This is a genomic window from Actinomyces oris, from assembly GCF_001929375.1.
Classification (GTDB): domain Bacteria; phylum Actinomycetota; class Actinomycetes; order Actinomycetales; family Actinomycetaceae; genus Actinomyces; species Actinomyces oris_B.
Genome location: NZ_MSGO01000024.1, coordinates 16,556 through 32,207, shown reverse-complemented (window position 1 = coordinate 32,207; position 15,652 = coordinate 16,556). Strand labels below are relative to the sequence as shown.

Genomic DNA, 15,652 nt, shown 5'->3' with positions numbered 1-15,652 from the left:
ATCGAGCCGGGGCGGCTGGGGGAGAACCTCCTCATCGAGGGAGACGTCGACGACGTGGAGATCGGCGCGATCCTGTCCATCGGTGACCCGAGCAACGGAGGACTGCGGGTCAGGGTGACCGGTGTGCGCAACCCGTGCGCCACCTTCGCCCGAGGCGTGGGTCGCGCGGACTGGGTGGAGGTCTTCTCGGCGCGCAACCGGGTGGGCGTCTACCTGGCGGTGCTCACCGAGGGGGCGGTGCAGGCCGGTGACGAGGTGCGCGTGGTCTCCTCCCCGGGGCACCGGGTCACCTGCCGGCGCTGGTTCGCCCACCACGACCCGCGCGACGCCCAGGCGCTGCTCAACTCCGAGGTCTTCGGCAACTGCGTCATCGCCCCCTTCACCAAGAAGTACGTGCGTGCCGCCGCCCACGAGCAGGTCGGCTGAGGGCACCGCCCAGCGCCTGAGGACACCAGGCAGACGGATTCGAGACCTCACAGAAGTAAAGGACGCAAGGCTCCGCATGGCTCAGCACCACCCGCCCCGCTCCCACGCCATCCGCTCCAGGGTGCGCTCCTTCTCGCGCGCCGGCGGCAGGCTGCGCCCCGTCCAGGCCGAGGCCCTGGCCCAGCTCGGCCCCCGCTACGTGGTCGATGTACCGCGGGCCGACGCCGTGCGCACCGTGTCCCCGAGCTTCCGTCTGGAGCCGGAGAAGCTCTTCGGGCACGTGGGTCAGGTCCGGCCACTGATCGTCGAGGTCGGCTCGGGCAGCGGTGAGGCGCTGCTGGCCCACGCCGCCGCCCACCCGGGGGTGGACTACCTGGCGGTGGAGGTCTGGGAGACCGCGATCGCCCGGTTGGTGACCTCGATCCACCGTCAGGGCCTGCACAACGTGCGGGTCGTTCCTGCCGACGCCTCCCAGCTGCTGGCCACAGCCCTGCCGGTGTCCTGCGCCAGCGAGGTGTGGGTGTTCTTCCCCGACCCCTGGCGCAAGCCCCGCCACCGCAAGCGCCGCCTGGTGACCACGGCCTTCGCCGACTCGGTGGCGCGGGTGCTGCGTCCCGGTGGGGTGTGGCGCCTGGCCACCGACTGGGCGGACTACGCCTGGCAGATGCGCGACGTCATCGAGGACGTGGCGGCGCTGCCCACCGGCCTGCGCGCGGATGCGACCCTGCCGTACTTCCGCCACGACGACGCCGGTGCCCGCCCCGACCTGGGGGCCGAGACCGCCGAGGAGGGCAGCCTGGGCAACGGCCTGGACCCGGGATCCCCGGCGGGGGTGCGTGGCGGGTGGTCGCCCCGTTACGAGGGGCGGGTCATGACCCGCTTCGAGCAGCGGGGCCTGGACGCCGGGCGCACGATCCGGGACCTGACCGCAGTGCGCACCGAGGTGGACTGGATCCCCGAGCGGGGCGCCTCCGTCCTGGATCGTCTCGAGGCCGAGGGCCAGGCCTGGGACCACCTGGAGTCCCAGCCCTGGCGCCTGCGCGAGGGCCGCGGTGACGGCCTGCTGTACCCGACGGACCGGCTGTGACTGATGTCCCCAGGCTGCCCCGCCGCGCCTGGCTCATGGTCATCGTCGCAGGCTTTCTCGGGTTCTGCGCCGTCCTGCGGGCTCCGGTGGGCGTCATCCCGCCACTGCTGACGCGCCTGGGGCAGGACCTGGGTATGGGGGAGGTGGCGCGCGGCGCACTGACCTCCGTGCCGATCCTGTGCTTCGGTCTGCTCACTCCGCTGGCCTCGACCGTGGTGCGTCGCCTCGGCATCAACACTGCGGGCCTGCTCACCCTGGGAATGGCTCTGGCCGGGGCACTGCTGCGCTCGGCCGGCACCTCCTGGGCGGCCTTCGCCGGAACCTTCATCATCGGGGCGGGGCTGACGGTGGGCAACCTGGTGGCGCCCATGGTCATCGGCCGCGACTTCTGGCACCGCACCTCACTCATGACGGGCCTGTACTCCTCGACCTGCAACGTCATCGTCACCGCGGCCACCGCCCTGGCCGTGCCGCTGGCCCTCGTCATCGGCTGGCGGGGCTCGGCCGCCGCCTGGACCGCGATCCCGGTGCTGCTGGCAGGCGCCCTGTGGCTGTGGGTCTTCCCTCCCGGCAGCCAGGCGCCCAGGCGGAGCCTGCGGGAGCGATCGGGCATGACCTCCTGGGTGACGGAGCGCTCCCTGGCCAGTCCGACGTCGTCGACCGGTACCGCCGTCTGGAGACGCCCCCTGACCTGGGTGATGGCGGTGGCCTTCGCAGCCCAGACCTTCTCCTACTACGCGATCTCGGGGTGGCTGCCCACGGCCCTGGTTGACGAGCTCTCCATGAGCGAGTCCGGTGCGGGAGCGGCCGCCTCCGTGTTCTCCCTGCTGGGAATCGTGGGGCCCCTGCTGGTCCCGGTGATGTTCGAGGCGCTGCGGTGGCCGGCCAGCAGGGTCCTGGGCGTCATCTGCGCCTGCTGGCTCATGCTGCCGGTCTGCCTGACGGTGGCCCCCGGCTACTGGCTGGTGCCCTGCATGCTCTCCGGCATTGCACAGGGGGCCTTCTTCGCCGCCCTGTTCACCCTGGTCATCCGCCGCTCGGAGTCGGTTGACGAGAACCGCCGGACCACCGCCGTCATCCAGACGACCGGCTACTGCCTGGCCGCCGTCGGCCCCGTGGTGATGGGGTGGGTCCATGAGCACAGCGGCGGTTGGGTGGCCCCTTTCGCCATGGTGACGGGGGTCGTGGTGCTCATGACCGTGTGCGCCCAGATCGTTGCCCGCGCAGGCGACTCCGGCAGGCCCGGGCCGTCCATTCCTGCAGGCGTCCTGGAGGGCGACGAGGAGCGGGCCGAGCAAGGCGGTACCGAGTGAGCCCGGCCCAGCCGGTGGGTGAGCCCCTGCCGGGAATGGGGGAGCTGCCGGCGCAGGCGGCCGCGCCCGCTCCTGGCGGGGGTCAGCGCCCGTTCTCGGTGTACCTGCACGTTCCCTACTGCCGGGTGCGTTGCGGATACTGCGACTTCAACACCTACACGAACCTGACCATGGGGCGGGGCGCCTCGGCCGAGGACTTCGTGGGAACACTCGCCGGCGAGCTGCGCGCCGCCCGCCGCGCCATGGGCGATGCGGGCCTGCCGGTGCGCGCCGCCCAGACCGTCTTTGTGGGCGGAGGAACCCCCACCATGCTGCCCGCCTCCGACCTGGTGAGCATGCTGGAGCTGGTGCGCGAGTGCTTCGGGCTCGCTCCGGATGCGGAGGTGACGACGGAGGCCAACCCGGACTCCGTGGACGAGGCCGGCCTGGTGACCCTGTCCGAAGGCGGTTTCACCCGCGTCTCCTTCGGCATGCAGTCCGCCGTGCCTCACGTGCTGAAGGTCCTGGAGCGCACCCACGAGCCCGCCCGAGTGCCCCGCGTGGTGGAGTGGGCGCGGCGGGCCGGCCTGAGCACCTCCCTGGACCTCATCTACGGGGCGCCGGGGGAGTCCCTCGAGGACTGGAGGCGCTCCCTGGACGAGGTGACCCTCATCGGCCCGGACCACGTGAGCGCCTACGCCCTGGTCATCGAGGAGGGCACTCGCATGTGGGGGCAGGTCCGCCGCGGAGAGCTCCCGATGCCCGAGGACGACGACGAGGCCACCAAGTACGAGATGGCCGATACCGCCCTGCGCCAGGCCGGCTACGAGTGGTACGAGCTCTCCAACTGGGCTCGGCCCGGCGCCGAGTGCCGCCACAACCGGGCCTACTGGCTCGACTGGGACTGGTGGGGCGCGGGACCCGGAGCCCACTCCCACCTGGGGGACGTGCGCCTGTGGAACACCAAGCACCCGGTTGCCTGGGCCGGGCAGATCGCCACCGACCACCTGCCCGTGGCCGGGCACGAGGTCATCGACGCCGACTCCCGCGAGCTGGAGCGGATCATGCTGGGCATCCGCCTGCGTGAGGGCATCGAGCTGGCGAGCCTCGGGAACCTGCCGGGTGGCCCATCAGCACACCGGCCTGATGCTGCCGAAGCCACCCCGCCGCACCTGGTGCCCGTCGTGGCCGGTCTCGTGGCCGATGGACTCCTCGACGCCGCTGCGGCCGTGCGGGGCCGGGCGGTCCTCACCCTGCGAGGCCGCCTCATGGCCGACACCGTCACCCGCGCCCTGACCCGATGAACCCAACCCAGGTACTGCTGAACTGAACTACTTCACAATCTGAAGTCTTGGTCTGACAGTCGGGTGCTCCTCGCTGCCTGAATTCTCAAAAATGGATTCCGTGCCCGTATCCGGGGCTGCGTGAAGCGCTTGGCCGAGCATAAAACCAGTAACGTCGTCAGGACGTTGACCGATTGTCCTAGCCCAGTCTGAGACTGAGAGTCCCCGAGACCTCAGATGATCATTGACTGTGCTGAAGACCCGTGATTTCTCATAGGGGAGTGTGCTGCCCGGCTCCCCTTGATGGAAGCCTCGTGTGGTGAGCGTAGCGAGCATCTGCCGGTATCCCCAGTCCGACAACACTCCTGCGTCGTAGATAGAGCGCGCCGTTGCGATGGCCGATGTCCCGTAGGTGATTTTGATCTTCATCAGGGTGTCGAGTGACGGAGGGCTTGACAGCTTGGCGCGCAAGGACTCTGTGGGAAGCAGGAACTCGGCGGCAAAAATATTCGCCTCATGTTCGATCTGCCGGTCTGTCACCTCTTCGGTTCTGGTGACATCCGAGTGGAGTATCAAATGTCCGATCTCGTGTGCTAGATCGAAGCGTGAACGCTCCGCTGTCTTGACGCGGGACAGGAAGATGAAGGGGCGCCCCTCCGCCGACCAGAAACTGAAGGCATCCACTTTGACATCCGCCAGCGGAATCCCGAGGACCCTGATGCCGTGAGCCTCAGCCATCTGCACCAGGTTGGGAACAGGTTCCTGTCCCATTCCCCATGCTAGACGCAGAGCCATAGCCGCCTCTTGAGGTGAGTTACGAGACTCGGTGTCGAGCAGGCTGAGGGCGGGTGTCATAAAGTGTTTGGAGATGGACCTGTAGAACTCGACGCCCAGTGCTCCGAATGCTGTTGAACGACGCAGTAAGACGGATGGAGAACGTCGTCGTGCCCGGAAGAACACCTGTTTCTCGTCCAGTAGGTCAATCTCCTCGACTGAGAAGAACTCAGGCGGCATGCCTGTGATGGTGGCGATCTGATGCAACCTTGATGCGGGGGGTCCCACAGACTCCCATGTTGTCACTGTACGAGGTGTCGTCCCCGCTTTGTGGGCCAGCGCTGACTTGGACAGTCCTGCCCTCTGCCTGGCCAGGATGACTCGCGATGCCTCAAGCGTCATGAGATAGCGGTGATCTCGAAGTCCACGTCCTGCGTGGCTGCGTAGGGCCGCACGTCGTCATCGGAAGACAAGTCGGTATGTCCTGAAAGGTCCTGCACGGGAAGAATGAATCGTGTCTCCCACTGGGTGACGAAGCCCTTGTCGCAGTCTATCGGCAGTGACAGCTCCAGGCGTAACTCATTTCTGGTTCGGTCCCAGAAGTAGAGCAGGATCCAGGTCTGCAGGTTGGCGAAAGCTGTATCCTCATCGCCCGCTCCGAGGTCGAGCCGACACTGCGTGTATCGCGGAGCGCCACTCTTTACTGCGTTGTTTTCGACCTCATTGGCGAATCTGGGGCCTTTGGTGCGTGCGTTGCGCGGGTCGCCATCCGCGTGAGCAGTCTGTGAGTCGCCGCCAACTGCTGCGATCGCCATGGTTCCGTCCGGGCTGACTGATCGGGGAGCGTTGGCGATGTCATGGTGCTTCCAGCCCTCCTTGTCGAGCTGTTTGCGCAGCGCTCCCACGATTTTCGACCAGATGGAGAACCCGAAGGAGATCGCCGGCTCGAAAGGTGAGTAGCCGGCGACTGCGCTCTGCAGCCCCTCAACGCAGGGCCGAGTGAGGCTGGAGGGGGACAGGCCCATCGCGTGGAGCTCCTGCTCGGCCTCCGTTCCGGTGATGACTCGTGCGCGTGGTGCGCGTGGCAACTGTGTCGTGGGCTGAGTCACGAGGGCCTCCCGGAGTCGCGAACGAGTGGACGGAACCAGAAGTTACCACAGATGAGCGCTCAGGACCGGAAGCGACAGGAGGCTGCTCGTCGCTGCTGTGTGATCAAGGTGGCGAGCTTGTCGTTGTTGGGTTTCGTGGCCGACGGGCTTCCTCCGTGTGGTGCTGCCTCAAGGGGGTGGGCGGTCCTCGCCCTGCGCGGCGGCCGTCTCATGACCGGCACCGTCACCCGCGCGCCGTCCAGTGAGTCAGCGCCTGGACACCGCAGCAGCCGGGACGGCCCCAGCCTCTGTCCCTACGGCAGCGGCGGCCTGTCGTGGAGTGGTCCGGAGAGGGTGTCCGCTCTTGAAGAGCGAGTCCGTGTGTTGCGGGGCGGGTTCTGCCCATTCACGCTGAGCGGATGATGCAGTAGACTGACGGTAGGTCAATATCTGGGTGGAATCGAGGGGGGCGGCTGTGACGATGACACCTGACGGGCAGGTCCTGCTCAGGGTGCCTGCGAATCATCTCGACCGACCCGCTTCTGCTTGTGAGCGGTTCATCTCGTTGCCCGCCATCCTCACTGGCGCGCGGGGTCGCGTGGCGCGCGGAGGACATCTCCTGGTGACCACCACGGAGGTCATCTTCGAGCCTCACTCCATGAATCTCAACAGTGATCGAAGCCGGCTGCGTGTCCCCGTGACTGAAATCCTTGCCGCACGCCCCAAGGTCTTCATCCTCCACGTCACCGTCGTCATCTCAACCGCACGGGGAGGCGACCTGGAGTTCGTGACGTGGAGCAGGAAGAAGATCATTTCGGCGATCCAGCAGGCGCGGACCGCTCAAGGCCTGCCCCTGCTGATGCAGTGATATTCTTAGTGTCGTGTCTAGGGGCTTGTGGCAAACTAATGGGATGACTACTTCACAGCCCCCTGGTTCCAGATGACGGTTCCCGGCCCGGTGGTGCCCCTCAGGGCGCAGGTGCCCCCGGCTACGGGGCGCAAGCCGGTTACGACCCTCACGCCGCTGCTGCTCCAGGCTACGGACCCCAGCCCGGTATGAGTGCCGGTGGAGGATGGGTGCCTCCCTATCCTCCAGGTGCAATGGGGCGGTACGCCGATGAGCGTCGGCGATGGCATGTCCTGGGCGTGGTCCAAGTTCAAGGACAATGCGCTTATTCTCGTTGTCGGCTTCGGTGTGTGGGCCATTCTTTCAAATCTTGGATTTGACTCACGTGTTGAGCTCAACGGAGAAGAGTACGGAGTCAGCTACGGAATCCCCTTCTGGGGTTATGTCGCTCCCGGTGTCCGCCTGTTCTCGGCCATCGTGGCCGCCAACATGACTCTCAAGGTGGCTTCGGGGCGGCAGCTGGAGTGGAACGATATCTTCTCCTTCCCGAACTTCGGGGCCAGCCTTCTGGCCAGCTTCCTCACTGCGATTGCCACGGGAGTAGGCATGATCCTGTGCCTCATTCCGGGAATCATCGTGGCTTTTCTCCTCTACTATTCTGTCTACTTCACCGTGGACAAGGGCGTGGATGGGATTGCAGGAATGAAGGCGTCGTGGGCAACCCTGTCCAGCCACGTCGGAGAGCTCTTCCCCTTCGCTCTGACCGGTGTTGGCCTCTACATCCTCGGTGGGATCACACTGATCGGCTGGCTTGTGACGGTCCCGCTGGCGGCGTTGCTCTCCGCCTACTCCTACGTGCGCATCCAGGGCTACGACGTCGTCCGCTGATCTCATCTCTTCAGGTCTCCTCCGCGCCCCGCTCGTCTCAGCCTGCGGGGCGTGGACTCGTTGCGAGCCGGAGGGCGCACCCGCTCGGCTAGAGTGAGGCCGACGTCGCTCAACGCCGTCGTCGTCGAGAACGATCCTGCCCATCCCAAGGACTTTTGTGCCCCTGAGCCCCACCGCCCCCGACCCGCGCGGCGCGGACGAGCGCCCCGCCCTCATCCTGGCCAACCTCGGCACGCCGTCGGCCCCCACGGCCAGAGCCGTTCGGCCCTTCCTGCGGGAGTTCCTCTCCGACCGCCGGATCGTCGAGACGCACCCCCTCCTGTGGCGGCCCGTCCTGGAAGGCATCATCCTGCTGGTGCGCCCTCGCGCGTCGGCGGCGAAGTACGCCACCATCTGGCGCCCCGGCGAGGAGACCAGCCGCTCCGGCTCCCCGCTCATGCACTACAGCGAGCGACAGGGCGAGCTGCTCCAGGAAGAGCTCGGCGAATCGGTCCAGGTGCGTGTCGCCATGCGCTACGGGCAGCCGGCCCTGCGCAGCGTCATGGGCGAACTCATGGAGGCCGGCTGCCGCAGGATCGCCCTCATCCCGCTCTACCCGCAGTACGCCGCCTCCTCGGCCGGCACCGTCGTCGACGAGGCCGCCCGCTTCATCCTGGCCTCCCGCAACCAGCCCGAGCTGCGCACCATCCGCTCCTTCGAGACGGCGCCTGCCTACATCGAGGCCCTCGCCGCCGCCCTGGAGCAGCACTGGCAGGTCCACGGTCGCCCCGACCCGGCCGCCGGCGAGCGCCTCCTGCTGTCCTTCCACTCCATCCCCCAGGCCATGCACGACGCCGGAGACCCCTACCGCGCCGAGTGCGAGCGCACCGTCGAGCTCCTCTCACGGCGACTCGACCTGCCCGAGGGGCTCGCCCGGCTCACCTTCCAGTCCGTCTTCGGGCCCGCCGCCTGGATCGGGCCGGCCACCATTGACACGGTCGGCGAGCTCGGCCGCGCCGGCTGCCCCCGCCTCGACGTCATTTGCCCCGGCTTCGTCTCCGACTGCCTGGAGACTCTCGAGGAGATCAACCAGCTCAACCGGGAGACCTTCACCACTGCCGGGGGCGGCGGCTTCCACTACATCCCCTGGGGCAACGACTCCGACGGCGCCATCGCCACCCTGGCTCAGCAGGCCAGAAAGGTGCTGGCCGGCTGGATCTGAGCCCGGTGCGGCCCCACGGTCGCAGCAGGCCGGAAGGTCGGTCTCAGCACGAGAGACCACAGGCCCTCGCCGGGGAAACCGATGCCCGGGACGGTATGGTGACGTGAACAGCCCGATTCTGTGAGGAAGTTGCCGTGCATCTTGAGTGGTGGTCCGTCCTGCCCTTCGCGGGCATGCTCGCCTGCATCGCCGTCCTGCCGCTGATCCCGGCCACGGCCCACTGGTGGGAGAAGCACTCCAGCCAGCTGATCGTCGCCGTCGGCCTGGGGGTGCCGGTGGCCGCCTGGATGTGGGTCGCCCTTGGCTGGACGTCCGTCTTCGCCGCCGTGGTGGAGTACTTCCAGTTCATCTGCCTGCTGCTGGCCCTGTTCGTCGTCTCCGGAGGCATCTTCCTCAAGGGCGACATCCGGGCCACGCCCCGCAACAACACGATCTTCCTGGCCGTCGGGGGAGTCATCGCCTCCTTCGTGGGCACCACCGGCGCCGCCATGCTCCTCATCCGGCCCCTGCTGGCCACCAACAAGGAACGCCGCTACCGGGTGCACACGGTGCTGTACACGATCTTCATCGTGGCCAACTGCGGCGGACTCCTCACGCCCCTGGGCGACCCGCCCCTGTTCCTGGGCTTCCTGCGCGGGGTGCCCTTCACCTGGACCTTCAACCTCCTGCGCGAGTACCTCTTCATCAACATCATGCTGCTGGTGAGCTACTACGCCCTGGACTCCTACTACTACTCCCAGGAGCCCGCCAAGGCCGTGCACGACGACGACACCGAGATCGAGCCCCTGGGTCTCAAGGGCTCGCTCAACTTCGTCTTCTTCGCCGTCATCATCGCCGCCGTCGCCTTCGCCCCCTCCATCGACGCTCACGCCATCGAGGAGGGGCACGCCGCCCTGGGTGACTGGATCCCCGTGCGCGAGTTCATCATGCTCGCCTCGGCGGCCGGCTCCTACTTCCTGGGCAGCCGCGGGGTCCGCTTCAAGGACAACCAGTTCACCTGGGGCCCCATCGCCGAGGTCGCCATCCTGTTCATCGGCATCTTCCTCACCATGATCCCGGCCCTGCACTACCTCGACGAGGTTGCCGGCTCGCTGCCGCTCAACGAGGTCACCTTCTTCATCTTCACCGGTGGGCTCTCCTCCGTCCTGGACAACGCCCCCACCTACGCCACCTTCTTCGAGATGGCCGGCAGGGTCCCCCACCCCGGTGGCATGGACGTGGCCGGGATTCCCGAGCTCTACCTCGTGTCCATCTCGCTGGGTGCCGTCCTGTGCGGTGCCATCACCTACATCGGCAACGGCCCGAACTTCATGGTCAAGTCCGTCGCCGAGTCCGACGGCGTCGAGATGCCCAGCTTCGGCGGCTACGTGGGACGCTCCATGAAGCACCTGGTGCCGATCATCGCCGCCATGGTCCTGCTCTTCATCGCCCCGGGCCTCCTGTGGAAGGTCCTGGGCGGAGTGCTCACCGTGGGGCTCCTGGGACGCGATGCCCTTCTGCTGTCCCAGTCCCGCCGCCTGGCCCTGGCCGACCAGTCCGAGGGCGAGGCCGACTGAGCCGACTGAACCGACTGTCGGACTGCCGGTCCACCAGCTGCATCCGCCCTCGCCAGGACGGGTTCCCTCCCGGGTTGCGTATGCGTAGCCTGAGCACGTGCAGCTGGGACACGTCGTCTACAAGGTCAAGGACCTCTCTCGGGCCGTGGCCGTCTTCGAGGCCAGGGGCTTCGCCGTCGAGTACGGCACGGTGAAGCGTCCCTACAACGCGCTCATCTACTTCTCTTCCGGCCCCTACCTGGAGCTCCTGGCCCGTACAGGCATGCCGCCGCTCCTGGGGCGCCTGCTCGCGCTCGGCCCGCGCGGGGGCGCGGCTCGCCGTTTCCTGGCCTGGGACCGAGGCCCCGAAGGGTTGCGTGGTCTGTGCCTCGAGGGCGATGCCTCCGAGCTGGAGGAGGGGACGACCCTGCTGAACGGCAAGGGCCTGCGCCTCAAGCCCAAGCGCGTGGACCCCCACGGGCGGGAGCTGCGCTACGAGGTCTTCTTCCCCGACGACGTCGACCTGCCGTTCCTCATGAGTCACTTCAGCACCGAACCCAGACCCCAGGACTTCACCCACCCCAACGGGATCGGCTCCATCACCCACGTCGCCTACCCGATACCCAGGCGCAAGCGGAACACCGTCCTCGGGCTGAACGATGACGATCGGCTCGAGCTCGTGGAACCCGGGCAGGCCATGACGGTGACCTTCGACGACGGCAGTGTCCTATGAGACTCCCCGTGAGGGCACTGCGTTGAGGACCGTGACTCCTCGGTGGTTCCTCAGCGCGTGCCCGGGGCGGTGACGAAGTCGATGAGCTCCTCCATGCGACCCAGCAGGCTCGGCTCGAGGTCCTTGTAGGAGCGCACCGTCGCCAGGATGCGCTGCCAGCCCCGAGCGACGTCGGCCTGGGTGGCGTGCGGCCAGCCCAGGGCCTCCAGGGTGCCGTGCTTGATGTCGGTGCCCCGCGGGATGTCCGGCCAGCGCTCCAGCCCCACCCGGGCCGGCTTGACCGCCTGCCACACGTCCACGTACGGGTGCCCCAGGACCAGCACGTTCTCCCCGCCGGGCATCTCGGTCACCCGCTGGGCGATCCGCGACTCCTTGGAGTCGGCCACCAGGTGGTCCACGAGGATGCCGGCCCGCCGCTCGGGGGCCGGGCCGAAGTCGGCCATGACCTCCTCGAGGTTGTCGACGCCGTCGAGCATGAGGACGACGACGCCCTCGTGGCGCAGGTCGTCACCCCAGACCTTCTCCACCAGCTCGGCGTCGTGCTTGCCCTCCACCCAGATGCGCGAGGCGCGCGCCACCTTGGCCCGCTCGCCCTCAACCGCGTAGGAGCCCGAGGCCGTCAGCCGTCTGCCGGCGGCGCTCACCGCTCCGGTGGGCCTGCGCCTGCGCGCCACGGGCGGGTCCAGGATCACCGGGCGGCCCTCGATCCAGAACCCCGGCCCCAGGGCGAAGCCGCGGCGCACGCCGTGACGGTCCTCCAGGACCACGACGTGCTGACCGCCCGACTTCTCCACCGCCACCGCGGCGCCGACGAACCCGGTCTGGCGGTCCTCAACCACCAGTCCCGGCGTCACCGGCACGTGCACCGACTCCGGGCGTATGGCGCCGGGCCCCGTGCGGTGCGGGTTGACCGACAGGACGTCCCCGCCGTAGCGGTCACTCGACGAGGGCCTGCGGGCAGCGGACCTGCTCGCAGCCGCCCCACCGCGCGAGCGCGAACCGGCCGGGGCACCCTGCGCCTGCTGCTTCTGCTCCGCCTCGGCGCGCGCCCTCAGGGCGGCGCGGCGGGCAGCGGTCGATCCGGGAACGGGGGAGCGGTACGGGGCGGGCGTGTTCACCCTCGGCACGGTAGGGGAAACTCACGGTCCGCCGGCGGTGGACCCGCCGGACCACAGCGTAGGATGGCACTCACATGGGGTGAGTGCTAATCGCTGGCCGCACCCCACCGGTGTGCGGGCGGCCTGTCGCCTGACGCCGGCACTGATCGCGTCTCGGCACTGATGAGGGGAGGAGGACCCGTGGCCAACGACCGACGTCTCAAGGTCCTGTCCGCCATCGTCACCGACTACGTGCGCACGCGCGAGCCCGTGGGGTCCAAGGCCCTCGTGGAGCGCTACCGCCTGGGCGTGTCCCCGGCGACCATCCGCAACGACATGGCGGCCCTGGAGGACGAGGGCTACATCCACCAGCCGCACACCTCGGCCGGGCGCGTGCCCACCCAGAAGGGCTACCGGCTCTTCGTCGACGAGGTCGCCCGCATCAAGCCCCTCTCAGCGCCCGAGCGGGCCGCCATCACCGCGCTCCTGTCCGGGGCGGTCGACCTGGAGCAGGTCGTGGCCCGCACCGTGCGGGCCCTGGCCCAGCTGACCGGCCAGCTCGCCGTCGTCGAGTACCCGAGCCTGCGGTACGCGGCCCTCCAGCACCTCGAGCTCGTGGCCCTGGGGCCCGAGCGCGTCCTGCTGGTCATCATCACCGACACCGGGCGCGTCGACCAGCGCACCGTGACCCTCCGGTCCAGGGGCGCCCTGAGCTCCCGCCATGACGGGGGCTTCGACATCGCCGACGTCGTCGACCCCCTCGTCCTGGAGCGCCTGCGCACCCGCCTCAACGGTGCCCTCGCGGGCCGCCGCGCCGCCGACGTCGCCCCGATCCTGGCCGCCCTGGCCGAGCAGGCGCCCGCCGACGAGCGGTTCCTGCTCGAGGCCGTCTCCGACGAGCTCGTCGCCGCCCTGCGCCCCGACGCGGAGGAGCGGCTCGTCGTCGCCGGGACCGCGAACCTGGCCCGCGCCACCCCCGACTTCTCCTCCCTGGGCCCGCTCCTGGACGCCGTCGAGGAGCAGGTGGTGCTGCTGCGCCTGTTCACCGCCGCAGACGGCTCCCCGGCCGGCGAGAACCGGATGCGTGTGAGCATCGGCTCGGAGAACAACGACGACGCCCTGGCCGAGGCCTCCGTCGTCACCACCACCTACGGGCCGGGAACCGGTGAGGCCGTCGCCCACCTCGGGGTCATCGGCCCCACCCGCATGGACTACCCGGCCACCATGACCGCCGTACGGGCCGTGGCCCGCTACCTGTCCCGGTTCCTGACCCCACCGGAGACGTGAGAACCGGCCTGCCCGACCCGCCCCCAAGCGGCCCGGCCGGGCACGCCCCAGACCACCACCGCAGAAGTCGTAGCCGTAAAGGAAGAACGCAGTGAGCAACTACTACGAGGTCCTCGGCGTCAGCCGCGACGCCAGCCCCGAGGAGATCAAGAAGGCCTACCGCAAGAAGGCCCGCCAGCTGCACCCCGACGTCGCCGGCCCTGGCCACGAGGAGGAGTTCAAGGAGGTCTCCTCCGCCTACGAGGTCCTCTCCGACGCCGACAAGCGCCAGATGTACGACCTGGGCGGGGAGGACGCCGTGCGAGGCGGCGGCGGATTCGGCGGGGGCTTCGCCGGAGCCGACTTCGGCGACCTGGGCGGCATCTTCCAGTCCTTCTTCGGCGGGGGAGCGGCCAGCCGCGGACCGGCCTCCCGGGCCCGACGCGGCCAGGACGCCCTCGTGGCCGTGGACGTGGAGCTCTCCGACGTCGCCTTCGGGGCGACCCGGTCGGTCCCCATCGACACCTACGTCACCTGCACCGCCTGCGACGGCTCGTGCTGCGCACCGGGCACCGAGCCGGTCACCTGCTCCCAGTGCAACGGGGTCGGCAACGTTCAACGCATGACCCGCACCCTGCTGGGGCAGGTGATGACCTCCTCGCCCTGCCCGGGCTGCCAGGGCTACGGCACCGTCATCGTCACCCCCTGCAAGGACTGCTCGGGCGAGGGCCGCACCCGCGTGCGCCAGGACCTGGAGGTCTCCATCCCCGCCGGGGTGTCCACCGGGACCCGTATCCGCATGTCGGGGCGCGGCGAGGCCGGCCCGGCCGGCGGCCCCAACGGCGACCTCTACCTGGAGATCCACGAGAAGCCGCACGAGTTCCTCGAGCGCGACGGCGACGACCTCTACACCGAGCTGCGCGTGCCCATGACCGCGGCCGCCCTGGGCGCCGTCTTCCCGCTGCAGACCCTCGACGGCGAGCAGAGCGTCACCGTCAAGGCCGGCAGCCAGCCCGGCGACGAGGTCGTCCTCGACGGCCTGGGCGTGGGGCGCCTGCGCCGCAAGGGCCGCGGGGACCTGCACGTGTCCATCATCGTGGAGACCCCCACGCGCCTGGACGACCGTCAGCGCGAGCTGCTGGCCGAGCTGGCCCGCCTGCGCGGGGAGGACGACGTCGAGCCCGTGCGCGACTCCAGCGTCATGGGCAAGCTCAAGGAGCGCTTCTCCGGGCGCTGAGCGATACCGGGACGGGGCGGCGGTCCGCGGTCCGCCGCTCAGCTGCTGGCCGGAGGCTGGTCGGTCTGCAGCTGGTCGGCGTGAGGCGACTCGGGCCAGTAGTGGGAGTCGGGGGTGGCCCGGGCCCCGAAGATCGCCTGGCCCACCCGCACGCAGGTGGAGCCGCCCTCGATGGCGGCCTCGAAGTCCCCGCTCATCCCCATCGACAGCAGCCCGTCGCCGACGGTGCCCGCCTGGAGGGCGGCGTCGCGCAGCCGGCGCATGATGCTGAAGCACTCGCGCACGCGCGCCGCGTCGTCGGTGTTGGCGGCCAGGGTCATGAGCCCGCGCACCCGCAGCGAGGAGTAGGTCGGTAGCGCCGCAAGGAAGTCGGCGACGTCGGCCGGTTCCAGCCCGAACTTGCTGGGCTCGCCCGAGGAGTTGACCTGCACGTAAACGTCCAGGCCGCGCCCGGCCGCCTGGAGGCGCCGGTCGAGGGCCTCGGCCAGGCGCAGGGAGTCCAGGGCCTGGAACTCGTCGGCGAAGGCGGCCACATTTTTGGCCTTGTTCGTCTGCAGGTGGCCGATGACCGACCAGGAGATGCCCAGGTCCGCCAGGTTCTCGCTCTTGCGCTGGGCCTCCTGGACCTTGTTCTCACCCATCTGGGTGATGCCCGCGGCGAAGGCGGTGCGCAGGCGCTCCTCGGGGACGGTCTTGGTCACCGGCAGCAGACGGATCTCGGCGGCGTCGCGGCCGGCACGCTTCGCGGCGGCGTCGATCCGGGTGCGGACGGCGGCCAGGTTGCGGCGGAAGTCCTCCAGTGTGATAGCGGCGGCGTAGGTGGGGGCCGGGGACGACTGCGGGCAGCGGGCGGCTGCTGAAGGCTCGGTCATGGTCACTGACGCTAGCACCGCCGGCG

General features: G+C 69.2%; 15 protein-coding genes. 11 read left to right on the top strand and 4 right to left on the bottom strand.

The annotated features are described in order from the left end of the window. The 4 genes from BKH32_RS05850 to hemW form a co-directional block, all read left to right on the top strand. On the top strand, positions 1–426 hold a 426-nt coding region (locus tag BKH32_RS05850; protein ID WP_143222726.1), incomplete at its 5' end, for an MOSC domain-containing protein. Between the two features lie 76 nt (positions 427–502). Then, positions 503–1,513 (top strand): tRNA (guanosine(46)-N7)-methyltransferase TrmB, encoded by a 1,011-nt coding sequence (gene trmB / locus BKH32_RS05845; protein ID WP_075249067.1) that lies wholly within the window; start codon positions 503–505, stop codon positions 1,511–1,513. A gap of 35 nt (positions 1,514–1,548) precedes the next feature. After that, the gene (locus tag BKH32_RS05840; RefSeq protein ID WP_430383789.1) at positions 1,549–2,826 is read left to right on the top strand and encodes a CynX/NimT family MFS transporter; all 1,278 of its coding nucleotides are present in this window, start codon (positions 1,549–1,551) and stop codon (positions 2,824–2,826) included. A 35-nt stretch (positions 2,827–2,861) separates the two neighbouring features. Beyond that, the gene (gene hemW, locus BKH32_RS05835) at positions 2,862–4,109 is read left to right on the top strand and encodes a radical SAM family heme chaperone HemW (RefSeq protein WP_218638460.1); all 1,248 of its coding nucleotides are present in this window, start codon (positions 2,862–2,864) and stop codon (positions 4,107–4,109) included. A 27-nt stretch (positions 4,110–4,136) separates the two neighbouring features. On the opposite strand, the gene BKH32_RS05830 is transcribed toward hemW, so the two are convergent. Both BKH32_RS05830 and BKH32_RS05825 read right to left on the bottom strand, forming a co-directional pair. After that, a complete protein-coding gene (locus BKH32_RS05830; protein ID WP_256691110.1) occupies positions 4,137–5,102 on the bottom strand; it encodes an ImmA/IrrE family metallo-endopeptidase in 966 nt (321 codons plus the stop codon). A gap of 158 nt (positions 5,103–5,260) precedes the next feature. Continuing rightward, positions 5,261–5,971: a hypothetical protein gene (locus tag BKH32_RS05825; protein ID WP_075249063.1), complete on the bottom strand. Its 711-nt coding sequence runs from the start codon at positions 5,969–5,971 to the stop codon at positions 5,261–5,263. A 601-nt stretch (positions 5,972–6,572) separates the two neighbouring features. On the opposite strand from BKH32_RS05825, the gene BKH32_RS05820 reads away from it, so the two are divergent. From BKH32_RS05820 to BKH32_RS05800, 5 genes are all read left to right on the top strand, one after another. Beyond that, the gene (locus BKH32_RS05820) at positions 6,573–6,818 is read left to right on the top strand and encodes a hypothetical protein (RefSeq protein ID WP_252863164.1); all 246 of its coding nucleotides are present in this window, start codon (positions 6,573–6,575) and stop codon (positions 6,816–6,818) included. 249 nt (positions 6,819–7,067) lie between these two features. Further along, the gene (locus tag BKH32_RS05815) at positions 7,068–7,685 is read left to right on the top strand and encodes a hypothetical protein (protein ID WP_075249069.1); all 618 of its coding nucleotides are present in this window, start codon (positions 7,068–7,070) and stop codon (positions 7,683–7,685) included. Between the two features lie 157 nt (positions 7,686–7,842). Then, positions 7,843–8,886 carry a ferrochelatase gene (gene hemH / locus BKH32_RS05810; RefSeq protein WP_075249062.1) on the top strand — a complete coding sequence of 348 codons (1,044 nt, stop codon included), beginning with the start codon at positions 7,843–7,845 and terminating at the stop codon, positions 8,884–8,886. 134 nt (positions 8,887–9,020) lie between these two features. Further along, a complete protein-coding gene (locus BKH32_RS05805) occupies positions 9,021–10,442 on the top strand; it encodes a sodium:proton antiporter (RefSeq protein WP_075249061.1) in 1,422 nt (473 codons plus the stop codon). A 97-nt stretch (positions 10,443–10,539) separates the two neighbouring features. Beyond that, a complete protein-coding gene (locus BKH32_RS05800) occupies positions 10,540–11,154 on the top strand; it encodes a VOC family protein (protein WP_075249060.1) in 615 nt (204 codons plus the stop codon). A 50-nt stretch (positions 11,155–11,204) separates the two neighbouring features. Here the strand turns inward: BKH32_RS05800 and BKH32_RS05795 are convergent, their stop codons facing one another. Next, positions 11,205–12,281 (bottom strand): DUF3097 domain-containing protein, encoded by a 1,077-nt coding sequence (locus BKH32_RS05795; protein ID WP_075249059.1) that lies wholly within the window; start codon positions 12,279–12,281, stop codon positions 11,205–11,207. Between the two features lie 171 nt (positions 12,282–12,452). Between BKH32_RS05795 and hrcA the strand changes: the two genes are divergently transcribed. Further along, on the top strand, positions 12,453–13,538 hold the full coding sequence (gene hrcA / locus BKH32_RS05790) for a heat-inducible transcriptional repressor HrcA (protein ID WP_075249058.1): 1,086 nt from the start codon (positions 12,453–12,455) through the stop codon (positions 13,536–13,538). Between the two features lie 91 nt (positions 13,539–13,629). Then, the gene (dnaJ, locus tag BKH32_RS05785) at positions 13,630–14,754 is read left to right on the top strand and encodes a molecular chaperone DnaJ (RefSeq protein WP_075249057.1); all 1,125 of its coding nucleotides are present in this window, start codon (positions 13,630–13,632) and stop codon (positions 14,752–14,754) included. A 38-nt stretch (positions 14,755–14,792) separates the two neighbouring features. Here dnaJ and BKH32_RS05780 read toward each other — a convergent pair whose 3' ends face one another. Then, a complete protein-coding gene (locus BKH32_RS05780; RefSeq protein ID WP_075249056.1) occupies positions 14,793–15,626 on the bottom strand; it encodes a YggS family pyridoxal phosphate-dependent enzyme in 834 nt (277 codons plus the stop codon). Positions 15,627–15,652: the final 26 nt, after the last annotated feature.

Excerpts from the sequence above, each read along its gene's own strand:
- BKH32_RS05780 (WP_075249056.1), bottom strand. The coding sequence starts at position 15,626 with ATGACCGAGCCTTCAGCAGCCGCCCGCTGCCCGCAGTCGTCCCCGGCC.
- BKH32_RS05815 (WP_075249069.1), top strand. The coding sequence starts at position 7,068 with ATGAGCGTCGGCGATGGCATGTCCTGGGCGTGGTCCAAGTTCAAGGAC.
- hemW (WP_218638460.1), top strand. The coding sequence starts at position 2,862 with ATGGGGGAGCTGCCGGCGCAGGCGGCCGCGCCCGCTCCTGGCGGGGGT.
- trmB (WP_075249067.1), top strand. The coding sequence starts at position 503 with ATGGCTCAGCACCACCCGCCCCGCTCCCACGCCATCCGCTCCAGGGTG.
- BKH32_RS05840 (WP_430383789.1), top strand. The coding sequence starts at position 1,549 with ATGGTCATCGTCGCAGGCTTTCTCGGGTTCTGCGCCGTCCTGCGGGCT.
- BKH32_RS05830 (WP_256691110.1), bottom strand. The coding sequence starts at position 5,102 with ATGCCGCCTGAGTTCTTCTCAGTCGAGGAGATTGACCTACTGGACGAG.